The 21,964-nt window shown below is 40.0% G+C and carries 19 protein-coding genes; 10 read left to right on the plus strand and 9 right to left on the minus strand.

Features of this window, described 5'->3' with window-relative positions; all coding sequences use genetic code 11:
- Positions 1-59 precede the first annotated feature (59 nt).
- From argC to argR, 4 genes are all read right to left on the minus strand, one after another.
- On the minus strand, positions 60-1,025 hold the full coding sequence (gene argC / locus ACT3CD_RS02355; protein ID WP_444642563.1) for an N-acetyl-gamma-glutamyl-phosphate reductase: 966 nt from the start codon (positions 1,023-1,025) through the stop codon (positions 60-62).
- 155 nt (positions 1,026-1,180) lie between these two features.
- On the minus strand, positions 1,181-2,383 hold the full coding sequence (locus ACT3CD_RS02360; RefSeq protein WP_444642565.1) for an argininosuccinate synthase: 1,203 nt from the start codon (positions 2,381-2,383) through the stop codon (positions 1,181-1,183).
- Between the two features lie 426 nt (positions 2,384-2,809).
- On the minus strand, positions 2,810-3,493 hold the full coding sequence (locus tag ACT3CD_RS02365; protein ID WP_444642567.1) for a GNAT family N-acetyltransferase: 684 nt from the start codon (positions 3,491-3,493) through the stop codon (positions 2,810-2,812).
- A gap of 32 nt (positions 3,494-3,525) precedes the next feature.
- Positions 3,526-4,020: an arginine repressor gene (gene argR / locus ACT3CD_RS02370; protein ID WP_444642569.1), complete on the minus strand. Its 495-nt coding sequence runs from the start codon at positions 4,018-4,020 to the stop codon at positions 3,526-3,528.
- A gap of 353 nt (positions 4,021-4,373) precedes the next feature.
- Here argR and carB point away from each other — a divergent pair, with 353 nt between their 5' ends.
- The gene (gene carB / locus ACT3CD_RS02375; protein ID WP_444642571.1) at positions 4,374-7,598 is read left to right on the plus strand and encodes a carbamoyl-phosphate synthase (glutamine-hydrolyzing) large subunit; all 3,225 of its coding nucleotides are present in this window, start codon (positions 4,374-4,376) and stop codon (positions 7,596-7,598) included.
- A 137-nt stretch (positions 7,599-7,735) separates the two neighbouring features.
- On the opposite strand, the gene ACT3CD_RS02380 is transcribed toward carB, so the two are convergent.
- A complete protein-coding gene (locus ACT3CD_RS02380) occupies positions 7,736-8,818 on the minus strand; it encodes an endonuclease/exonuclease/phosphatase family protein (protein ID WP_444642573.1) in 1,083 nt (360 codons plus the stop codon).
- 995 nt (positions 8,819-9,813) lie between these two features.
- Between ACT3CD_RS02380 and ACT3CD_RS02385 the strand changes: the two genes are divergently transcribed.
- A complete protein-coding gene (locus tag ACT3CD_RS02385) occupies positions 9,814-11,433 on the plus strand; it encodes a helix-turn-helix transcriptional regulator (protein ID WP_444642574.1) in 1,620 nt (539 codons plus the stop codon).
- A gap of 169 nt (positions 11,434-11,602) precedes the next feature.
- Positions 11,603-11,974 (plus strand): DUF3244 domain-containing protein, encoded by a 372-nt coding sequence (locus ACT3CD_RS02390; protein WP_444642576.1) that lies wholly within the window; start codon positions 11,603-11,605, stop codon positions 11,972-11,974.
- Positions 11,975-12,286: 312 nt separating this feature from the next.
- On the opposite strand, the gene ACT3CD_RS02395 is transcribed toward ACT3CD_RS02390, so the two are convergent.
- Positions 12,287-12,832, minus strand: coding sequence for a hypothetical protein (locus tag ACT3CD_RS02395; RefSeq protein ID WP_444642578.1), 546 nt, complete (start codon positions 12,830-12,832; stop codon positions 12,287-12,289).
- Positions 12,833-12,984: 152 nt separating this feature from the next.
- On the opposite strand from ACT3CD_RS02395, the gene ACT3CD_RS02400 reads away from it, so the two are divergent.
- From ACT3CD_RS02400 to ACT3CD_RS02430, 7 genes are all read left to right on the plus strand, one after another.
- Complete coding sequence (locus ACT3CD_RS02400) at positions 12,985-13,971, plus strand: TolB family protein (RefSeq protein WP_444642580.1); 987 nt, start codon at positions 12,985-12,987, stop codon at positions 13,969-13,971.
- Between the two features lie 256 nt (positions 13,972-14,227).
- Positions 14,228-14,833, plus strand: a complete 606-nt coding sequence (yihA, locus tag ACT3CD_RS02405) for a ribosome biogenesis GTP-binding protein YihA/YsxC (RefSeq protein ID WP_444642582.1) — start codon at positions 14,228-14,230, stop codon at positions 14,831-14,833.
- Between the two features lie 102 nt (positions 14,834-14,935).
- Positions 14,936-15,874, plus strand: coding sequence for a ribose-phosphate pyrophosphokinase (locus ACT3CD_RS02410; protein WP_444642583.1), 939 nt, complete (start codon positions 14,936-14,938; stop codon positions 15,872-15,874).
- 106 nt (positions 15,875-15,980) lie between these two features.
- On the plus strand, positions 15,981-16,550 hold the full coding sequence (locus tag ACT3CD_RS02415; RefSeq protein WP_444642585.1) for a 50S ribosomal protein L25/general stress protein Ctc: 570 nt from the start codon (positions 15,981-15,983) through the stop codon (positions 16,548-16,550).
- Between the two features lie 123 nt (positions 16,551-16,673).
- Positions 16,674-17,303 (plus strand): aminoacyl-tRNA hydrolase, encoded by a 630-nt coding sequence (pth, locus tag ACT3CD_RS02420; RefSeq protein ID WP_444642587.1) that lies wholly within the window; start codon positions 16,674-16,676, stop codon positions 17,301-17,303.
- 6 nt (positions 17,304-17,309) lie between these two features.
- Positions 17,310-17,720 carry an RNA-binding S4 domain-containing protein gene (locus ACT3CD_RS02425; protein ID WP_444642589.1) on the plus strand — a complete coding sequence of 137 codons (411 nt, stop codon included), beginning with the start codon at positions 17,310-17,312 and terminating at the stop codon, positions 17,718-17,720.
- A 9-nt stretch (positions 17,721-17,729) separates the two neighbouring features.
- Positions 17,730-18,287 carry a DUF4924 family protein gene (locus ACT3CD_RS02430; protein WP_444642590.1) on the plus strand — a complete coding sequence of 186 codons (558 nt, stop codon included), beginning with the start codon at positions 17,730-17,732 and terminating at the stop codon, positions 18,285-18,287.
- On the opposite strand, the gene ACT3CD_RS02435 is transcribed toward ACT3CD_RS02430, so the two are convergent.
- The 3 genes from ACT3CD_RS02435 to ACT3CD_RS02445 form a co-directional block, all read right to left on the minus strand.
- Positions 18,284-18,664 (minus strand): thiol-disulfide oxidoreductase DCC family protein, encoded by a 381-nt coding sequence (locus tag ACT3CD_RS02435; protein ID WP_444642592.1) that lies wholly within the window; start codon positions 18,662-18,664, stop codon positions 18,284-18,286. The two genes, ACT3CD_RS02430 and ACT3CD_RS02435, sit on opposite strands and share 4 nt — an antisense overlap.
- A gap of 75 nt (positions 18,665-18,739) precedes the next feature.
- On the minus strand, positions 18,740-20,650 hold the full coding sequence (locus ACT3CD_RS02440) for a cytochrome c biogenesis protein CcdA (protein ID WP_444642594.1): 1,911 nt from the start codon (positions 20,648-20,650) through the stop codon (positions 18,740-18,742).
- 267 nt (positions 20,651-20,917) lie between these two features.
- Complete coding sequence (locus ACT3CD_RS02445) at positions 20,918-21,838, minus strand: hypothetical protein (protein ID WP_444642596.1); 921 nt, start codon at positions 21,836-21,838, stop codon at positions 20,918-20,920.
- Positions 21,839-21,964: the final 126 nt, after the last annotated feature.

Genomic DNA, 21,964 nt, shown 5'->3' on the forward strand with positions numbered 1-21,964 from the left:
TAAATTGGTCTCTCCATTTCCTCTTATGAGAAAATTAGGGGGTGTTATTTTGCATTTCTTTAAAAAGCCGAGGGCTTCAAATAAAGGCCTGTTTTTTCATTGAGGCCAAAAATAAGATTCATATTCTGTACAGCTTGACCCGAGGCACCTTTGGTAAGGTTGTCGATGATGCTGGTGATATGTAGTTTCCCATTGTGTTTTTCCAAATGCAGCAGGCATTTATTGGTGTTAACCACCTGTTTTAAATTAATGGGTTCGTCCGAACGCGATGTGTAAGCTGCTTTGGCATAATAATCGTCATACAATTGATTGGCTTCGTCAAGCGATAAGCTGCAATCAAGATATACTGAAGCCAGTATGCCGCGGGCAAAATCGCCGCGTAAGGGAACAAAATTTACGGGTTGATCAAAATCTGGCATTAGCTGAACCAACGATTCGCCTATTTCGATGAGGTGTTGGTGCTCAAAGGCTTTATAGATAGAAATATTGCTGTTTCGCCAGCTGAAATGTGTTGTGCCCGATGGCGCTTGTCCGGCACCTGTTGACCCCGTAATGGCATGGATATGAATTTCGGAGAGTAGCTGGCTGGCTGCCAAAGGCAATACAGCCAGTTGAATAGCTGTTGCAAAACAACCGGGATTTGCTATTTTATTGGCTTTGACAATAGCCGGGCGGTTGAGCTCGGGTAAGCCATAAACAAAGTCGCGTGCTTTGGCCTTGTGACGAAAATCCTGACTCAGGTCAATGATTTTTACCTTTTCGGGGATTTGGTTTTCATTGATAAATGATACCGATTTGCCATGTCCCATGCAAAGGAATATGACATCCACCGTCTCAAAATCCGGTTTTTCTGAGAACGTCAGATTGGTATCGCCTGTCAGATCGGTGTGAACATTGTAAACCGGCTGACCGGCATGACTGCTACTCACGATCCAGGTTATTTCAGCCTGTGGATGTCCCAATAGTATTCTCACCATTTCACCAGCCGTATAACCTGCACCGCCTACTATTCCTGTTTTAATCATTGTTGGTTGATTTGGTCAATTTTATTTAAAGTTCAGCTTCTTTGTTGTGCTTGCCTTTAAAATGTTTAGTTATAACATTAAATTTCCATTATCCGGGGCTCGCCAGCTTTTAATATGAACTTTTCAGCTCAAATATCTGACCTGATGGACAGGCACTAAATATCTAATTGTCCTTTGTTGACGTTGTTGAAAATTTTGAGGTAGTTTGATGAAATGGTCGTGAAACCTTTTACATCTTCGCCATTCCATGCTTTGTTTTCTTCGCCGTATTCTCCAAAATCGTTCTTCATCAGGTCGTGATTTGATTCAATGCCTTGCATCTGGAAGTGGAATGGCATAAGTTTGATGAAAACTTTTCCTGTTACATTGTTTTGTGAGTTTTCGAGAAATGCTTCAATGTCGCGCATTACTGGTTCCAGGTACATGGCTTCGTGTAAAAGCATGCCATACCAGTTTGAAAGTTGTTCTTTCCAATACATCTGCCATTTTGTTAAGGTGTGCTTTTCCAACAGATGGTGTGCTTTGATGATAAGCAGTGGTGCAGCGGCCTCAAAACCGACGCGTCCTTTGATGCCGATAATTGTGTCGCCTATGTGCGTGTCCCGACCTATGGCATACGCTTCACCGATTCGTTCAATTTCTCTTATGGCATCAACTTTATTGGTAAATGTTTTTCCGTTTACAGCAGCTAGTTCGCCTTTTTTAAATTCCAGTTCCAGTTGTTCAGAGCCGGTTTTTGTTGGTTGACTTGGATAGGCCTCATCGGGCAGACATTGATTGGAGGTTAAGGTTTCTTTTCCACCAATACTGGTTCCCCACAAACCTTTGTTGATTGAATACTCCATTTTTTTCCAGTCGCGAACAACGCCTTCTTTTTTGAGGTAGTTAATTTCTGTTTCGCGGCTTAATACTGCATCTCTAATAGGTGTGAGTATTTTAATGTCGGGTGCCAAAATTTGAAATGTGAGGTCGAACCGTACCTGGTCGTTACCTGCCCCGGTGCTGCCGTGTGCGATGTATTGAGCTCCTGTTTCGCGGGCATAGTTAACAATGGCTATGGCCTGAAAAATTCGCTCAGACGATACTGAAAGGGGATAGGTGTTGTTTTTTAGCATATTGCCATACACCATATAACGAATGCATTTATTATAGTAGGTGTCGGTAACATCGAGTGTGATGTGTTTGGTAACGCCCAGGGCGTAGGCGTTTTTTTCAATTTCTTTCAGCTCTGTTTCAGAGAATCCGCCTGTATTGGCTATGGCTGAATAAACTTCAAGGTTTTTTTCTTTGGCCAGAAATTTTACGCAGTAAGAGGTATCCAGACCACCGCTAAAGGCTACTATAACTTTTTCTTTCATATGATTATAATTTATTTTTTTAAGGCCATATGGAACTCGCCGGGTAATCATCCACCTGTGTGAGAGATTACACTCATGGCTCGTTTCATATGATTATAATTTGTTTTTCAGTTGCCATATGGAACTCGCCGGGATAATCATACTTCTGTGTGAGAGATTACACTCATGGTTCGTTTCATATGTTTAAATTTATCTTTCAATGGTCATATGGAACTCTCGATGAATTTTAATCATTCTCCTGTGTGTATTTTAGAATGCTAAAATTCATGTTCGTTTCATATGATTATAATTTGTTTTTAAGGTCACATGGAACTCGCCGGGATTAATAACACTTGTGTGGGAAAAAAATTTATGGCTCGTTTCATATTATTATGTGTTTGGGATTCCGGTTTATTGGAATTTATTGTACGATATTTTTTTTGCCGATTACAGGAATAGGGCCAAAACCCTTTGCAATAGGTTTTTGTGATTGGTTTTTTTTGGACCTTTCAGAAAAACGAATTTTTTGAAACCTAACCATCGCTCGTAAACTTTTAGTTTCTTTTGTGGAATATGCGTGTCTGTATCTTTATTCGTCTTGTTCGGATCGTATAACATGCCTGTACATAAGCAATGTTTGCGATTGGTACGCAGCAAAATATCGTAGTTGATACAGCTTTGACAGCCTTTCCAGAATTGCTCGTCGTCGGTTAGCTCTGAAAAGGTAACCGGCTTATAGCCTAATTCGGAATTAATTTTCATCACTGCGAGCCCTGTGGTTAGACCGAAAATTTTGGCGTTGGGATAGCGTTTGCGCGAAAGCTCAAAAGCTTTACGTTTAATGTCACGGGCCAAACCATGGCCTCTGAATTTGTCCACAACAATTAAACCGGAGTTTGCGACAAATTTTTCGTGCCCCCATGATTCAATGTAACAAAAACCGGCAAATTCTTTGCCTGACAGCGCAATGATGGCTTTGCCTTCGGTGATTTTTAGATTTACATATTCGGGGTTCCGTTTTGCAATACCGGTACCCCTTACCTTTGCTGCGTCAGCAATGGTTTGAAGGATGGTATCCACATAATTCAGATGTTTATCTGAAGCTATCTGAATGGTAATTTCGTTGTCCATTTAATATTGAATATAAACCTGATTTTATTTTTTTATAATTCTGATCCTGATATTTTATTTTTAATACCAGGAATAAACAGCGACAGCGCGTCTGTTATTTGTGTCCGGCTAACGCCTTCTCTGCATATTAAAAGAATGGTATCGTCGCCGGCAATGGTGCCTAATATTTCGAACGGGCTGTGGCTATCGATCACAGATGCCAGTCCGTTGGCAAACCCCGGCCGGGTTTTTATAACCATCATGTTACCCGAAAAATCTACCGACAGAAAGCCGCTTAACGGAAATTCTTCATGAAAGCGTTCGGTTTCAGTCGTGCCTGGAGGTGACTCCGGCAATATATAAATATAGCTGCCTTCGTGGTCGGGCTGTTTGGCTACCTTTAAGGCCTTTAAGTCGCGCGACAGTGTTGCTTGCGTGGTTTTAAAGCCTTTTTTTTCCAGTAAAGCCAATAACTCTTCCTGGCTGCCAACCTTGTTGTTTTCAATTAGGTTGACGATTGTATTTATGCGATGTGTTTTTATCTTCATTTGTGAAGATTTTTTTTGTTCGTTAATTTGATAGGAGAGCTCGTTTATCAAAAACCGGAGCTATTTCCTTTCTGTGAATAAATATTCATTGAAAGTGTAAAATTATTCATTATTTATCATCCTAAAAAGGAAAAAGTGATTTTTTTGATTGAATAAAGAAACTTTTTTTGTGGTAATAAAATCTAATTTTCATTGATTAGCAAGGCAAATTAGTCTGTGTTAATGAGTTGAAGTGATTTATTCATAAAATATGCAAAAATGTGATTTCAGATGTATGGAATTGTTCCAATATGATGTAACTTTGTAACCCGATAATGTAAGTGATTGTAATCCTAATTAATACGACTCTATCGATGAAGAAAGCAGTAAATAAGGTGGTCATTCTGGGTTCAGGCGCGTTAAAAATTGGTGAAGCCGGCGAATTTGATTATTCCGGATCGCAGGCCATCAAAGCGCTGAAAGAGGAAGGTGTTTACACGGTTCTTATTAACCCGAATATTGCAACCGTGCAGACATCCGATAAGCTGGCCGACAAAATTTATTTTTTGCCCGTTACCCCTTATTTTGTTGAACAGATATTTAAAAAGGAGAAGCCCGATGGACTTCTCCTTGCTTTTGGCGGACAGACCGCACTTAACTGCGGGGTCAGGTTATACGAGCAGGGAACTCTTGAAAAGTATAACGTGCGGGTGTTGGGAACACCTGTTCAGTCAATTATAGATACTGAAGACCGGGAAATTTTTGCCGGTAAGTTGGGTGAGATTGACGTGAAAACGCCCAAGAGTGTTGCTGTTACCTCTATTAAGGAAGCTTTAAAAGCTGCTGAAGGAATCGGGTATCCTATTATTGTGCGGGCAGCTTATACCTTGGGTGGTATGGGAAGTGGTTTTTGCAATAATGCAGAGGAGCTGCAAACACGTGCCGAAAATGCTTTTTCATATTCCAATCAGATTTTGGTGGAGGAGTCGTTGAAGGGTTGGAAAGAAGTGGAATATGAAGTGGTGCGCGATGCCTATAATAATTGCATCACCGTTTGTAATATGGAAAATTTTGATCCTTTGGGAATCCATACCGGTGAAAGTATTGTTGTGGCACCATCGCAGACGTTAACCAATTCGGAATATCATAAATTACGTGAACTGGCCATTAAAATAGTCAGACACATTGGCGTTGTGGGCGAATGTAACGTGCAGTATGCCCTCGATCCTAATTCAGAAGATTATCGGGTTATTGAAGTCAATGCGCGTTTGTCGCGTTCCAGTGCGCTGGCTTCCAAAGCAACGGGGTATCCGTTGGCTTTTGTGGCGGCTAAATTAGGGCTTGGTTATGGGTTGCATGAGCTTAAAAATTCGGTTACCAAAGTTACATCAGCCTTTTTTGAACCGGCGCTGGATTATATTGTATGTAAGATTCCCCGTTGGGATTTGAATAAATTTACCGGTGTTTCCAAACAAATCGGATCCAGCATGAAGAGTGTTGGTGAAATAATGGCTATTGGTCGTTCTTTTGAAGAAGTTATTCAAAAGGGACTTCGAATGGTGGGTCAGGGAATGCATGGTTTTGTCGGCAACCAGCCGCTCAAAATTAAGGACGTCAGGACAGAGTTATCAGAACCTACCGATCAGCGGATTTTTGCAATTGCCGAAGCGATGGAACAAGGTATGGGTGTTGAAGAGATTCACGAATTGACCCGTATTGATAAATGGTTCCTGGAAAAATTGAAAAATATTTCCGATTTGAAAAGCAGCATGTCAAACTATTCTTCGCTGGAGGGTATGCCCGAAGATTTGTTGCTTGACGCCAAAAAAATGGGTTTTTCCGATTTTCAGATAGCCCGGGTGGTATTAAAAACGCCTTCGGCAAAAATGGAAGAAGGATTGCTGAAGGTACGTGAATACCGCAAAAGTTTGAATATTCTGCCAGTGGTAAAACAAATAGATACCATGGCGGGCGAGTTTCCGGCGCAGATCAACTATTTGTATCTTACTTATAATGGTAAGTTTTCGGATGTGGAATTTGAAAAAGATGGTCTCTCGGTTATCGTTTTGGGTTCCGGCGCATATCGTATTGGAAGTAGTGTGGAGTTTGACTGGTGCAGCGTTAACGCCGTTGAAACGGTTAATGAGCAGGGTTTTCGTTCGGTGATGATTAACTACAATCCCGAAACGGTTAGTACCGATTATGATGTATGTAGCCGTTTGTTTTTTGACGAGCTGACGCTTGAACGGGTTTTGGATATTGTTGATTTGGAAGCTCCCAAAGGTGTGGTGATTTCAGTGGGAGGACAGATTCCGAATAATTTGGCGATGCGTTTATATAAGCAAAAGGTGCCAATTATGGGTACTTCGCCTGAAGATATTGATCGTGCTGAGAATCGTCAAAAATTCTCTTCGTTGCTTGATGAGTTGAATATTGATCAACCTCGCTGGAGCGAACTGACTTCTGTTGATGATATTTTTTCATTTGTGGACGTAGTGGGTTTCCCTGTTTTGGTGCGACCGTCATATGTGTTGTCGGGGGCTGCCATGAATGTGGTCAGTAACCGCGAGGAGTTGCAGCATTTTCTCGAGCTGGCGGCTAATGTGTCGAAGCAATATCCTGTGGTTGTTTCTGAGTTTATTGAGCAGGCCAAAGAAATTGAATTGGATGCAGTGGCTAAGGATGGAGAAGTTATTGTTTATGCCATCTCTGAGCACATTGAGTTTGCAGGCGTTCATTCGGGTGATGCCACCATTGTGTTTCCGCCGCAGAAGTTATATGTGGAGACCATACGTCGCGTAAAGCGCATTTCACGCAAAATTGCTGCGGCACTGAATATTAGCGGTCCGTTTAATATGCAGCTGTTAGCGAAGGATAATGATATAAAGGTGATAGAGTGTAATCTTCGGGCTTCGCGAAGTTTCCCGTTTGTGTCGAAGGTGTTGAAGGTTAATTTGATTGATATAGCGACCCGTGTGATGCTGAATATTCCTGTGGAGAAGCCGGGTAAGAGTTTGTTTGAGTTAGATTATGTGGGGATAAAAGCGCCGCAGTTTTCATTTGCGCGATTGCAGAAGGCCGATCCTGTTTTGGGTGTCGATATGGCCTCGACTGGTGAGGTTGGCTGTATTGGGGATAATATTCATGATGCGGTTTTGCAATCCATGCTTTCGGTAGGATATCGGATCCCTGAAAAAAATATTTTGATTTCATCAGGTCCTTTGCGCGACAAGATAGAGTTACTGTCCAGTGCCCGTATGTTGGTGGAAAATGGATACAATCTTTATTCCACCGCCGGTACGCATAAGTTTTTCCATGAAAACGGCGTCGAAAGTATTTTGTTACATTGGCCCGATGAGCCGGATCAACACCCTAATACGATGGAGTTTATTCACGAGAAAAAGTTGGATCTGGTCGTTAATATTCCTAAGAATTTAACGAAGGGTGAGTTAAAAAATGGCTACCAGATTCGTCGTGGAAGTATCGATTTTAATATTCCGCTTATCACAAATGCCCGTTTGGCCAGTGCTTTTATTAATGCATTTTGTCGAATGGGAATGGACGACATCTCTATTAAAAGCTGGGATGAGTACAAATAGAGTTTATTTCTGACGTCCAATTCCTGTGTTATCAATTGTAATGATAGCTTTTGGTTCTGGACGTTTTTGGAGGAATATAATATTCAGTGTAAAGTTTGATTTGTTTTCGTAAAAGCCAACCTGCATCAGGTTGGCTTTTATTTTGAAACTGGAATTGTATTTATTTTTACAGATAGCGGACAATGATCTGACAATGACATTGTTTTAATACCTCCATTGTCTTTATTTTGCCAGGTAACATCCGAATGTGGAATAAAATGTTGATTGCTGAAGAGGTAGTCCAGTTTACGATTCCAGAAGCCACGGCCATCCACAGTATGAGTATAGTAAGCGGCGTTGTTTTTTATATAATCGTTGATTGATACCGCCGATGAATAATTGTCGTAAAATGGTTGCATCCAATTTATTTCTTGACTGTAATCGTCGGCTTCAAAGTCGCCATCGGTGCAAAATGAATCCGGAAATCCTTTTGTCTTCAGAGTTCCGGGCGGCAGAGAGTTAAAGTCGCCTGCTAAAATAAAGGTTTGTTGAATAGGTTGCAGATATTGTAGGATAATATCCAATTGTTTTTTCTTGGTGCCATCACTTGAATAGGCTTCGCAGTGCGTGGTTAGTAGGCGCATTGTTTCACCATTTAGGTTTATTTCGCAATCGAGCAGGCATCTTTTCAGATAAAAATATCTGACAATTGCATTTTGTTCCTCAATTTGAGGTAAGGCAATTCTTTGAGCCTTTGACAGTGGATGCTGACTGAAAATAGCCAATCCTGAATTCATCCGACCCAGTCCGTTTGAAGGGATGTGCGAAGCCTTCCATTGGGGTGCATATACGGCATAATTAAAATGTGTGTTTTCTAATAGCCATTGTACCTGATCAACAAAAGCTGTGCGTTTACTGTCTGTGTCTATTTCCTGAACCATGAGGATGTCAGGGGTTGTTTGTGCAATAAAATGGGCAATACCACTCAGGTTATTGATTACTTCCTCTTTTTCCATGATAACGCGGTTGCCGATGCAATCGAAAAAAAAGTCAATGCGACCTCCTCCAAACTTCAGATTCCAGGTCATTATATTTAAAGTGTCTTTTTTATCCGGTGTCTGAAGCTGCGATGCCTGATAATAGGTGACATCCTTATCTGTGAGTTTTGTATTAAAAGGGTCGCAAGCCGATAGTAGCATGAGACACATAAGAGCGATTTTGTGGTATTTTTTGGTTTTCAAAGTGTCATATTTTGTGATGTTGAACCTTCCTGAACATTAATTTAATTTTCGGATTTTGTTGATAGTTAGTAATTTAACTATATGTAAGGCATTAAGATATTTCACTCCTCCGTAAAAGTATAGGTTTTTATCTCGTTTCGCATTTACTTTGTATACAAATGTAGTCCAAGTTTGTTTTACGTCTTTCGTAATAGTAGTTAGCAAACTCTCCTTCCCTTACCTAAAAGGCAGTATCCTGCTTTCCCTCGGGGGCTGCCACAGATATCAAACCTGACAGATTAACGAATCTGTCAGGTTTGTTGTTTTATAGCTATGTCAATTAATGTTTTTTTACTGGTTGCATTTGTCCCGATGCGAATCTTCTATAGTCTGATTATCATTATCGGTTTATTTTGATAAAACGAGTGGCTAAGTGGGGTTCTTTTTTCGATTTTGTTTTGCGATTAGTTTTTTTCTAGTGCTATTTCTAGTCGGTATTCCTTTTTAATGGCAGACCGTTTTTGAGGGTAAGTCTTAAATTTATTTGAAGTTTTGATGTCGGCAGATATCAAAGTCGTTGTTGTTTCGTCTTTTTTTTGTTTGAAAAGCATCTCTTCGTGTTAAAGTAGGGCGTGACAAAGCATTAAATTATTTTTTTTAATTGTTTAAAAATGAAGTGTTTATATGTGTGTGGGCATTAAGATGTTGCGGGCGGTTGTAAATCTGTAGGATTTTAGGTCGCTTCGCCTTTACTTTGTAATCAAATGTAGTCTAAGTTTGTTTACGTCTTTCGTAATAGTAGTTAGCAAGCTCACCTTACCCCTTCCTTGATAGCAGTATCCTGTATTCCCTCGGGACTGTTATAGATATCAAACCTGATAGATTAACGAATCTGTCAGGTTTGTATTTTTTATTACTTTAGCAGCAAATTAATATCAAGGGAAGACGTGTTAAAGCTACTATTATTTTTATCTGCATTATTTATTCTGGGGTTCATTTCTTGTTCCACTGGTAATATGACTACAATTGATACCCAGTTGGCCTTGGCTGATAGTCTTATGGAAGAGAGTCCGTCAAAAGCTATGGAATTACTTAACGAGGTTGATCTTACGGATCTGGACCCTCAAAATCAGTCTTATTACAATTTGCTTTATGTTATTGCATCCGATAAATTATTTTATAGTTTTGATAATGATTCTGTTATTAATAGCGTCGTTGATTACTATAGTCGGATACCTATAACTGAAAATTATATTCGCGCGCTTTATTATAAGGCTATGGTGCGGTTTCAAATGGGGGAATCTGACTCACTGGTGTATGATATGCTTAAGGAAGTTGAAAATTTAATTATTGAACATCCGAATATCGTGCGGCCAGAATTAGTCGTTAAGGTCTATTTTTATTTGGGAAGGATTAATGAAGATAACTCCCAGTATGAACTTACAGTATACTATTATCAAAAGGCTAGGGGTATGGCGCAATCCAGTGGGTACATGGATGGTTTTTTTGCCAGTTCTATCGCTTTAGCTCAATTTTATTCAGACGGTAAGGATTTTGAAGCAGCACAGCAGATCCTTTTAAGACTGGATACTATTGGTCATTTGCCAAAATATTTGGTTTACGATTTAGTGAATTCGTGGGGTGCTTATTATGCGAATACCGATCAAAACGATAAAGCATTGCGTTCTTATTTAAAGATGGAAGTTTTGTCTGATTCTGTAGGAGCCCAGCGAAAAATGTGGCTGTCAAGTCTTTATCATACCATATCTAAGATCTACAAACAAAATAATGTAGAAGACTCAGCTTTGATATATGCAAAAAAATCGGTGCAGGCAATTACCGATTCTTCTTTTCAAATGAGGAATTATACTTATTTCAAGAATTTGGCAGATCTGTCTCTGGATAAAGGGCTATTTAAAGATGCAGCAATGAATTATCGGGAGGCGTATCGTTGGTTATCCGATAATTTGGATAAGGAAAAGGAAAAGCGCATTCTTGAATTGGAGAAGAAATATGATTTAACGCGAGCTACAGTTGAATCCTTAAAGCAAAAGCAACGCTTTCAGTTGACAATCGTTTTTAGTGTTTTTATTCTGTTAAATCTCTTGTTTTGGGTTTATTATTATCGGCAACGCCTTTATCGGAATAGGCTGGCGCTCGAAAATGAGCGGCTTCTCCGAAAAACATCTGATCAGGCACTCATTCATCAACAGGAAAAAATTCAACAGAATCAGCATTTATTAGTTATATATCAATTGTTAGCTCAAAAACATACAGGGGTTCAGGCGTTTATGGAGAAGTTTGCGCAGAGATTTATCAAGGATGAGCGCAGTATATTTGAAGATATAACTAATGAACTTTCGATACTTAACCGGGAGTTCTCCAGTTCGCTTCTGCAGACCATTAATGATAGCTTGTTTATTAACTACATAAAGCTACCAAGTGCAGATTTTTTAACTAATGCCGAAAAGGCTGTGTTGTTTTTGTGTTTGTTACAGGTTCCTTCGGCTCAAATTGTTTCACTTCTAAATATTTCAACGAACAACCTAAGAGTTCGGAAATCAGCGGTCAGACGTAAACTTGCTTCTATTGCGGATAAAAATCCGGAAATTGAATCTCTTTTGGAGACTTTATAACGGTTGCCTACTCGTTATTAGGCATTAAGTTCTATTTTATAATTTACTTATAATCAGTGTGTGCGGTGCTTGAATGGCATTAAGTTTTTTGGATCGTCCTTTTTTTGATTGTTTTTTGTTCGTAAAGTTGCGTACTTCGCAGATCTATAAATATTTAAATATTACTATTATGAAGGGGACGTTTATTTATATCATGGTTTTGCTTTTAAGTATTCCTTTTTCTCTGGGTGCATCTAATCCGGATCGAGAAACGGATAAGATTGAATCTCCCAATCCCGGTCGAATTCTAAAAACGTTAAGTTCAGCCACTTTTGTCGTTGATGTTTATGAGTCTTTTCTCAGTGTTTTTTCTGCTAGTTATGTTGGAGAAGCAGGGATTGAGGTGGTAAATTCTTCCGGAAGCGTGTTGATAGATGACTATTTCTCATTTGATACCACCAACGAGTGTCTTATTGATATTAGTTCTTTGGCCGCAGGTGAATATTCGGTTTGTATTACTTATGGATCTACAGTAGATACTGTAATATTTACAGTAGAATAATTACAGATTATCAGGTTGTTTGTCGTTTGATTGTTATTCTCTGACTGCGGTTTAATATCGCAGTTAGAGAATGAAAGCCTCTGATTTTTTGGTTTGTTTAAAGTAGAAGCGTCCCGGTAACGCTGCTGTTTTGGCAACTATTCAGAGGCTTTTTTTATATTGTGGCGTTTCTTGTATGTCGAAATTTTCACGTAATCGGGTATCTCAGTTTGAAAACATTGTTTGTTCCGTAGTTCGGAAAGTGCACGTTTACTGCCGTAAGTGACCAATTCTAACCTGCGAGTAACCAAAAGACGTTTCCCTGCTGACTCTCTATGTAAGTATCATCATAAATTCACTTTCCAGAATATCGTTGTCAATGACATCTGGTTTCCATATTTTCCAATTGATGAGATATTTTTTCAGTATTAAGAAATAGGTCAGCGGAAATTCATTTTTTTGCCATAGTTGGACATAATTAAGTAAACCCTTTTGTTTAATAAGTCTGTCGAGTTCACTGATAATCGTTAGATAAAAATCTTTAAGTTCGAAATCGCCGCTGATTTTACGCAGCGGCATTTCTTCTCCAAATGGTACCGCTGTTTGCGTCAGATTGAGATGAATGGTATTGCCATCCGGAGACGAAAGGTCAAGTACCAGAATAAATTCATCACAATACCATTCTACAACTGCGCTGTTTTCTTCGTCCCAGAGGTGGCTGGGCTCCTGGATTATAGAGACCATGGCTTGTAATAAATCACCCAACGGGTCGCATACATTTATTGTATTAAAGCTGAGTGTGGTATCTTCTATTACAAATAGTCCTTTGGCTTTTCCTGTCCCTACAAGATCGTATTTAAACTTAAGTTTTGATGTCATTGGTTTTAGTTCACTTTAAAAGTTGAAAATATGAAAAATACTTTAAGGGGCATCTGTTTATCTTTTTTTTGTTTTCAGGATAATGAAACTGTATTCGTTTATTATAGTATAACGGGGCCTAGGACTATTTAGATTTTTTAATGACGAATCAAATGCAGGTTGTTTTAAGAACAATTATTTTATCCATTTTGTTGATGGGTTGTGCCCTTTTGTTGCGGTCTCAGAAGCGGTATGACAGTGCTCCGGCCAGTTTTTTTCTGCCCGAAGTTCCGCCGGCTGTTAATCAGATCTTTGCAGCGGGCCTGGTTTCTTCCGGGCTGGACGAAATGGGAGGTGTTTTTAGTCCCGATTTTAGCGAGTTTTATTTTACGGTTCGACATAAAGCTGACTATACGGTCATTTTGCGTATACGTTACGAGGACGGTTTTTGGCGATATCCTGAGGTTGTCTCTTTTTCCGGTTTGTATCAGGATGCTGATCCTTTTATTACAGAAGACGGCCGTCGGATGTTTTTTGCCTCAACACGTCCTGTGGGGACTGATGGACACGCTTCGGATTGGAATATTTGGTTTATTGACCGAGTCGATGGCGTCTGGCAGGAGCCAATATTTTATAGTCATAATACCAGTCGAAATGAACGTTCTCCAACGGTCAGTAGCCGGGGCGACCTGTTTTATTCTGTTGATGATAATTCAAGTTTGATAACTTATGATTTTTTGGCTACGAATATATGGATGGCACAGTCAGACAGTGATGGCTGGCAATTGCCGCATGTTTTGCCCCGCAGTGTAAATAGTGAGTGGGCCGACTATACACCTCTAATATCTTTGGATGGACAATTCCTGGTGTTTGCATCCAATCGTGCCGGAGGAATGGGCGCTTCCGATCTTTATTATTGTTCGCGGCTGACCGACGGAACCTGGGGGGAGGCCGTTAATGCCGGGCCTGAAGTTAATACCAGTGAGTCGGAGCACTATCCTTCCTTTACGCCTGATGGTAAGTTTTTATTGTTTGCTTCCGACCGAAAATTGTTGTTGCCAAAGAACCATGAACCATTAACTTATACTATTCTTAAGCGACTTGGGCTTGGTCCCGGGAATGGTTTTAATGACATCTATTACCGGAAATCATTGCGGTAAATCGTGTCAGTTAAAAGAATCTGTTCTAGAGTTCTCAATAGGTTCGTTTATAATTTTATACTCGATTTCCCAACTAGCGAAAGGAGTGTATTTGTATTTTTTAGTTCACATTTCAGACTTTATGGAGAGGCTCTGAATGGGGTTGTGTTTACTTCATTTAATTGGGTTTTGGGGTTATATTAATAAGTGATGTGGGAATATAAAGGTGGTGTTATTCGACATTTTCGCCATGTTTGATTACTTTTGTAAAAAAAAAATGGTGATTAAGGAAGCGCGTTTTATAACGAGCAGTCAGGATGCCGCTAAATGTCCACCCCCTGATAAACCAGAGTATGCATTTATTGGTCGTTCCAATGTCGGGAAGTCTTCTCTTATAAACATGCTTTGCCGTTACCGGAAGCTGGCGAAAGTTTCATCAACCCCTGGAAAAACTCAATTATTAAATCATTTTTTGATCAATGAGGAATGGTATTTAGTCGACCTTCCTGGTTATGGTTATGCACGTACTTCAAAATCGAATCGTGAGTCGTTTAACGCTTTGACGATGGCTTATTTGGCTGGTCGTGAAAATTTAATGTGTCTTTTTGTATTGATTGATATACGCATCCCGCCGCAGGAGATTGATTTGGCTTTTATGCGTAAAATGGGAGAGGGGCAATTGCCTTTTGCCATTGTTTTTACCAAAGCAGATAAATTAAGACCCCAGGCAATTACCAATGCAATAGAAAATTACAAACTTCGATTGCTTGAAGAATGGGAGGCGATTCCAGGAATGTTTATCACGTCGGCTGAGAAAGCGAGTGGCAGGGATGAGTTATTAAATTACATCGGAACGCTGAATCTAACCTGGAATACCGAATAGCCATTTATAAATCTGTAATCATTTTACGGTTAAGGAAAGTGTTTTTTCTTAACTTTGCGATATTTAGTTTCAATTTTAAACAATCTGAAAAACAGCAAATTGATGCCACCCAAAGCACCTATTAAGATTTTTTCGGGATCTCAAACTCGTTATTTGGCCGAAAAAATCAGCGCATGCTCCGGTCAGGAATTAGGTAATGTGAACCTGATAAGGTTTAGCGACGGTGAGTTCGCTACCGCATTTGAAGAAACTGTGAGAGGCGCCCATGTGTTTCTTATTCAGTCAACCTTTCCGCCATCCGACAATCTTTTCGAGTTATTGATGATGATCGATGCGGCCAAGCGCGCTTCGGCCTATAAAGTTGTGGCCGTGATGCCTTACTTTGGTTTTGCCCGTCAGGACAGGAAGGATCAGCCCAGGGTCTCAATCGGAGCCAAACTGGTGGCTGACGTGCTCAGTACCGCCGGGGTCGATCGTATTATTACGATGGATTTGCATGCCGATCAAATTCAGGGCTTTTTTAATATCCCCGTTGATCATCTCTACGCCTCCAGCATTTTTATGCCCCATATTAAACAGCTTAAATTGGAGAATCTCGTGATTGCTTCGCCCGACGTGGGTGGCACTAAACGGGCTAATTCGTATTCTAAATTTTTGAATGCGCCAATGGTTATTTGTCATAAGCACCGGTCTAAAGCCAATGTTGTGGATGAAATGCGTATTATTGGTGATGTGGCTGGTAAAAATGTGGTTATTCTGGATGATATGATTGATACGGCAGGTACCGTATCAAAGGCTGCTGATATGATGATGGAGCAAGGTGCTATAAGTGTAAGAGCTTTTGCTACACATGCTGTTTTGTCCGGGCCGGCCTATGAGCGGATCGAGAATTCACAACTGACCGAACTGTATGTGACCGACTCAATCCCTTTAAAAAAGAAGTCGTCCAAAATTAAGGTTCTGAGCGTGGCATCCATGTTTTCTGACACCCTGGCCAGAGTCTATAATTATCAGTCTATAAGCACGCAATTTATTATGTAATTTTTATATCTTTGCAGCCCCTTAGGAGGGAATCGTGTGATGGGAAAATTAAGGTTGATCATCATCCGAAGCTTAATTTTGAGTAGCACAAACTAATTATTTTAACATGCAAACAATTGAAATTAAAGCGTTTAAACGCGAAAATGTGGGGAAAGTCGCCACGAAAGAACTACGGGCCGCCGGTAATGTTCCTTGTGTATTATATGGGGGTAATGATGTGGTTCATTTTTATGCTGCCGCTAAAGACTTTAACAAATTGCTTTTTACGCCCGTCGTTTACATTGTGAAATTAAATGTTGAGGGAACTGTTTACGATGCAATTATAAAAGATGTTCAGTATCACCCCGTTAGCGACGAGGTTATACATGCTGATTTTCTTCATGTGTTTGATGACAAACCTATTGTTGTTGAATTGCCCGTTAAACTTACCGGTTTGGCCGAAGGTGTAAAAGCTGGTGGTAAGCTGACTTTGGAGCAACGTAAACTTCGTGTTAAAGGTTTGGCTAAGGATCTACCTGAAAATTTACACATTGATATTTCTCATTTGGGACTTAGCAAAGGAATGCAGGTTGGTGAACTTGAATATCCTAATATTGAGTTACTTAATGCTAAGAATTCAGTGGTTGTATCAGTTAAATTGACGCGTGCTGCTCGTGCCGCACAGCAAAAGGGATAATTATACTATCTTATATGAAAACCTCCATATTTACCGTATGGGGGTTTTTGTGCATATATGATTTTTTTTAGGTGGTATTTATATTCTTTTTGTGCTAATTTTGCTGGTTTATAAAGAGTTAATATGTTTCAGAAAATTTTTAACCTGTTCCGTCGAGGCGTTGATGAGCAGGAGGCTTTTTCGTCTGATATGAAATATTTGATTACAGGATTAGGTAATGTAGGCTCCGAATACGAAAATTCCCGCCATAATATTGGATTTGATATTTTGGATCATTTGGCTGGTCAGGAAGGATTAAAATTTGAGGATGGTCGATACGGATCGGTCGCTTATTATAAGTATAAAGGGCGTATGTTTGTTCTCCTTAAGCCTTCAACGTATGTTAATTTGAGTGGTAAGGCGGTTAATTATTGGTTAAAGCAGGAAAAAATTCCGGTTGAAAATTTGTTGGTGGTTGTCGATGATTTGGCTTTGCCATTCGGAAAATTGCGCGTGAAACCCAAAGGCAGTGATGCTGGTCATAATGGCTTGAAGAGTATTCAGGAAACATTGGGACATAACCAATATGCGCGGTTGCGTTTTGGGATAGGTGATAATTTCCGAAAGGGCCATCAGGTGGATTACGTGCTGGGAAAGTGGGATACCAATGAGCGAAATGAGTTGCCCGAAAGATGGGAGCTCGCTGCTGATATTATTCGGAGCTTTGGGACTATTGGTGTTGCACGTACAATGAATCAGTTCAATAATAAGTAAATGGTTATGACGACCGCGGAATCAGTTCGAATCGATAAGTTTTTGTGGGCGGTTAGGCTCTTTAAAACACGCAGTTTAGCCACCGAGGCCTGTAAAAAAGGGCGGGTGTTGATGGATAATGTTACTGTGAAATCGTCCCGAACCGTTAAGGCTGGCGATGTGATTGCTGTTAAAGAACCTCCTATTTTGAAGAAATATGAGGTGCTTCGTGTTGCTGAAAAGAGAATGGGTGCTAAGTTGACGTCTGATTTTATTCGTGACGTTACACCGGCCGATGATCTGGAAATTTTAAAGTTGACACAAATAGCCAATTCGATGAATCGGCAAAGAGGATTGGGACGACCCACTAAAAAAGACCGACGCGATTTGGAGGGCTTTTTTCTGGATGGAACAGATGATTTAAATGATGATGATTAAAACAACAATATGTTAGCAGCCCAGAAAAAGAAACGTGAAAATATTGCCGAGTACATTATATATATGTGGCAGGTTGAAGATTTGATACGTGCCAATCATTGCGATATGAATCGTATCAGAGTTACTATAATTCCTCAGTATAAAGATTTGGCGCCTGAGGTTCAATTGTCTGTAATTGACTGGTGGGATAATCTGGTGGAGATGATGCGGCTGGAGCATAAAGAGGAAAAGGGCCATCTGCAAATACTGGTGAATACTGTTAATGAAATGAATACCTTGCATCATCAGTTGCTGGCATCACCTAAATATTTGTCCTATCAGATGCAATTTAATGCTGTAGTACCGTTGATAAAGGAGCTTGAATTGAAGACGCAGCCACGGCCCGAAAATGATATTGAATTGATGTTAATGGCCATTTATAGTTCTTTCCTTTTGAAGTTAAAAGGGCAACAGGTGACGAATGAAACCCAGCAGGCTTTGACCGTGTTTGGTCGATTCCTGGCTTTGTTGTCGAAGTTTTATAAAGACGATCAGGCCGGTAAGATCGATTGGGAGGATGAGGTTTAGTTTTTGGGCGGCAGGTAGCATCTGCTTCTGTGTCCAAATAGTCGGTAACGGTGACGTGCTACCAACCGATAAATCCGTTGCGAAAATGAAACTGGTAGCAGCTGGATAATTCTACCAGCTAGTTGACAGATTCCTTTTGACATTTTCATCAATTCTGTTACTGCCTCTACACCCATTATTGCTTTTTTATTTTTAATTATCACCACTTCGTTTGGGGCCTGACTTAAGTGGTAATGCAACAATTCTTTTTGGCCTTCGGGCGACTGCATAGGTATCAGTCTGACCTTGTTGCCGAGGCATTTTATCAGTCGTTGCGCAAAATGGCTGCATAATACACAATAGCCATCAAAAAGTACGATTATTACTTCGGGCTGCATTCGTGTAGTTTATGGTATTAAAAAACCGGTTGTCAGTAAGTTAACAACCGGAGTTTCATAATGGTTTCTCGTTTCTTATTTATTGAAATTTGTAACCCCTTCTTCAAGCCATTTTATATAGGCTTCCACATCTGTGTTGAAGCTTCTTGTTGCTGTCAGAGGCGTTTCGTTGTGGTTTAGCAGCACGTAGAATGGTTGGCTGTTATTGCCGTATTTACTAATTTGAAAATCACTCCATTTATTACCTATTGTTCTGATTTTTCGACCTGTTTCTTCCGATACATATTGTTCGTTAACCGGCAGTTTGGTTCTGTCGTCGACATATAAAGCGATGAGGATATAATCGTTGGCTAGTATCGATTGTACACGGCTGTCGGACCACACGTTGTTTTCCATGGTTTTGCAGTTTGCGCAACCGAGGCCTGTAAAGTCAAGAAAAACTGGTTTATTGGCTTCTTTGGCAGCTTGAAGTCCTTCCTCATAATCAGTGTATTTCATGAGACCATATACGCCTTCTTTAATACTTGATCCTTTGTAATCAGAGGTATTACTGACGGTATTTGTTGATATAACTTTTTGTTTGCTTAGGTCAAAGTCTTGCGTTTCTGTCGATGGCAGAAATGCGCCTATGGCTTTTAGTGGGGCTCCCCATAAGCCGGGAATCAGATACATCACAAATGCAAAGGTGCCAATGGCTATGAATAAACGAGGAACGCTTAGAAATGGCAAGTCACTGTCGTGCGAAAATTTAATTTTACCGATTAAATACAATCCCATTAGCAAGAAGATGGCAATCCACAGTACCAAAAAGACTTCGCGGTCAAGGATTCCCCATTGGCCTACCGAGTCGGCAATGGAAAGAAATTTAAGAGAGAACGCCAATACGACGAAGCCTAATACGACTTTAACGGCATTCATCCATCCTCCAGATTTTGGGAGTGATTTCATGGCCGTTGGGAAAATGGCAAATAGGGTAAATGGAATGGCTAATGCAATGCCGAATCCTAGCATCCCAATGGCCGGAGAAAACAGATCTCCACCAGTGGCTGCTTCAACCAATAAGGTTCCAACAATGGGGCCGGTGCACGAAAATGATACCAAAACAAAGGTAAGTCCCATAAGTACTACACCTAACAAACCACCGGCCTGATCGGCTTTACTGTCGAGTTTGTTGGACCATTTTGCCGGCATGGTGAGTTCGTACGCTCCAAAAAATGATGCGGCAAAGAATATTAATATGCCGAAGAAAATAAGGTTGAAAACGGGACTGGTAGCCAGCTGGTTTAAAGCTCCTGCTCCAAATATGGCTGAGATAAGTAATCCCAGAAATACGTAGGCTACAATAATGGTTAATCCGTAGAAAAATCCATCGCGAAGGGCTTTGGCCTTGTTATCTGCATTACGCAGAAAGAAGCTGACGGTGAGCGGAATCATCGGGAAAACGCAGGGCGTGAGTAGGGCGGTGAGCCCTCCCAGCAAAGCCAGTAAGAATATTCCCCAATAGTCAGCACCGGCCGTATTGCCTGCGTCTTTAGGAACTTCAAGTTGAAACTCTATGGTGTCGGGGGGCAGGCAACGTTCATCGTCACAAGCCATAAATTCTACGTAACCACTTATTGTGATGGGACCGTTGCCCGTTATTTCTATATCACGGGTAAATGTCACTTTATCGGAAAAGTAACCCAGCTCCATTTGGAAGGCTTCGTCAAATACCATTTTGGGGTCTTTACTTTGCTTCAATTCACCCGTGATGGTATAAGCTTCAGACGGCTCAAAATTGATGGATGTGGCTATTGGACCACCTTCCGGAATTGTGGTTGAGTATAGGTGCCAGGGGTTGTCTATTGTCGCCTCTGCAATTACTTCAACGGTGTTTTCGCCAGTTGATTTTATTGAGAAGTTCCATTTTACAGGCTGAAGTACTTGTGCCTGTGTGGTAACTGATGCTATGAACATCAGCAAAAATAGAGCGATGCGCTGTCTCATATTATGTGACTTTTATTATATATTTAATAATTTACATATTTCGGAAATCAAATATAAATCTTATCTTTTTTAACTTCAAAATATATGCAATTTAACCGTTGATAAGACAAAATGTTTCGTGTTTGTTTGAATAATATTTTTTTACTGACGGAAAGCGTTTTGCCTGTTTTTTTAAGTTTTCATTTCTTAATTTGGGGTAAATATGAAGGTAAAAAAAGAGGAACTCTTTATGAGTTCCTCTTTTTATTTGTTGTGTTGAGGTTTAGATTACTCAAAAGATTCGTAAATGTAAGTATTTACATATGAACCATAGCCCTGGTCTGAAGCAGTTTGTGTTTCAGGCATATCGTCTTCGTTGTAGGTGTATGTATATTCAGATACATCAGATTCTTCTTCTCCATCATAAATCCAGGTTTCAGTCATTTTGGTAATGTTATTTGCTGAAAACAGAGCCGGATCTAAGAAGGGGGCGACTGGATATACTCTAAGTGGATTTGATTTGCTGTCATAAACATAGGCCTCTTCATAATAAACAGACATTTCGTCACTTGATTTAAGCAGCAATTGATCGGGATTAATTTTGATGGCTGGTTTTAAAAGTGATGCTTTGCTTTTTGGAGTTGAAACCAGATCGAAGTCATTGCTATAGGTATAGCTAACAACTTTTGTCAGGTTATTGTCTGACCAAGTGTAGTCAGAATATTCAAATAGGATGGACTGTCCTTCAAAAGTGTAATAATCTTCAACTTTTTTGAGTTGCATCGCACTGTTAAAGATGAACTTAGATTCATAAGCCATCCCGTCCTCGGTTCCTTCTACTGTTGCTGTGCTACCACTCCAGCTTATTTCAACGGAGGAGTCGTCATCCGGATAATCCTCATCAGTGTAGTCATAGCCGGTTAACTGGCCGGCACTATTATAGGTGAATGTTTCTGTTTCTGATCCGGTCACGGTTTTAATAACCCGATTGTCGTCGTTGTAGGTGATGTAGGTAATATCTCCATCATAACTATCCCCGTTGTAAATTTCTGATTCATGAATCTCGGCGATTCGGTTATCTCCGCCTATAAGTTCAATAGGATCTGTGCTTATGGCCGAGTCATTGTCATCATCGTCACTACATGCTGCGAAAGGGGTTAAAAATAAAGCAGATAAAAGTAAAAACGAAAGTCTTTTCAAAGTTTTCATGTGATAATTTTAATTGGTTAAAAAATTAGGTTAATACATTTTAGTTAATTAAAGGGAGTGATGCTCTTTATTTAAGTGTTAAATACTCTTAATTTTTATTTTTGTTACGTTTAATAGTAATAAGAT

It is taken from the genome of Geofilum sp. OHC36d9 (assembly GCF_052400685.1).
Classification (GTDB): Bacteria; Bacteroidota; Bacteroidia; order Bacteroidales; family Marinilabiliaceae; genus CAZHHH01.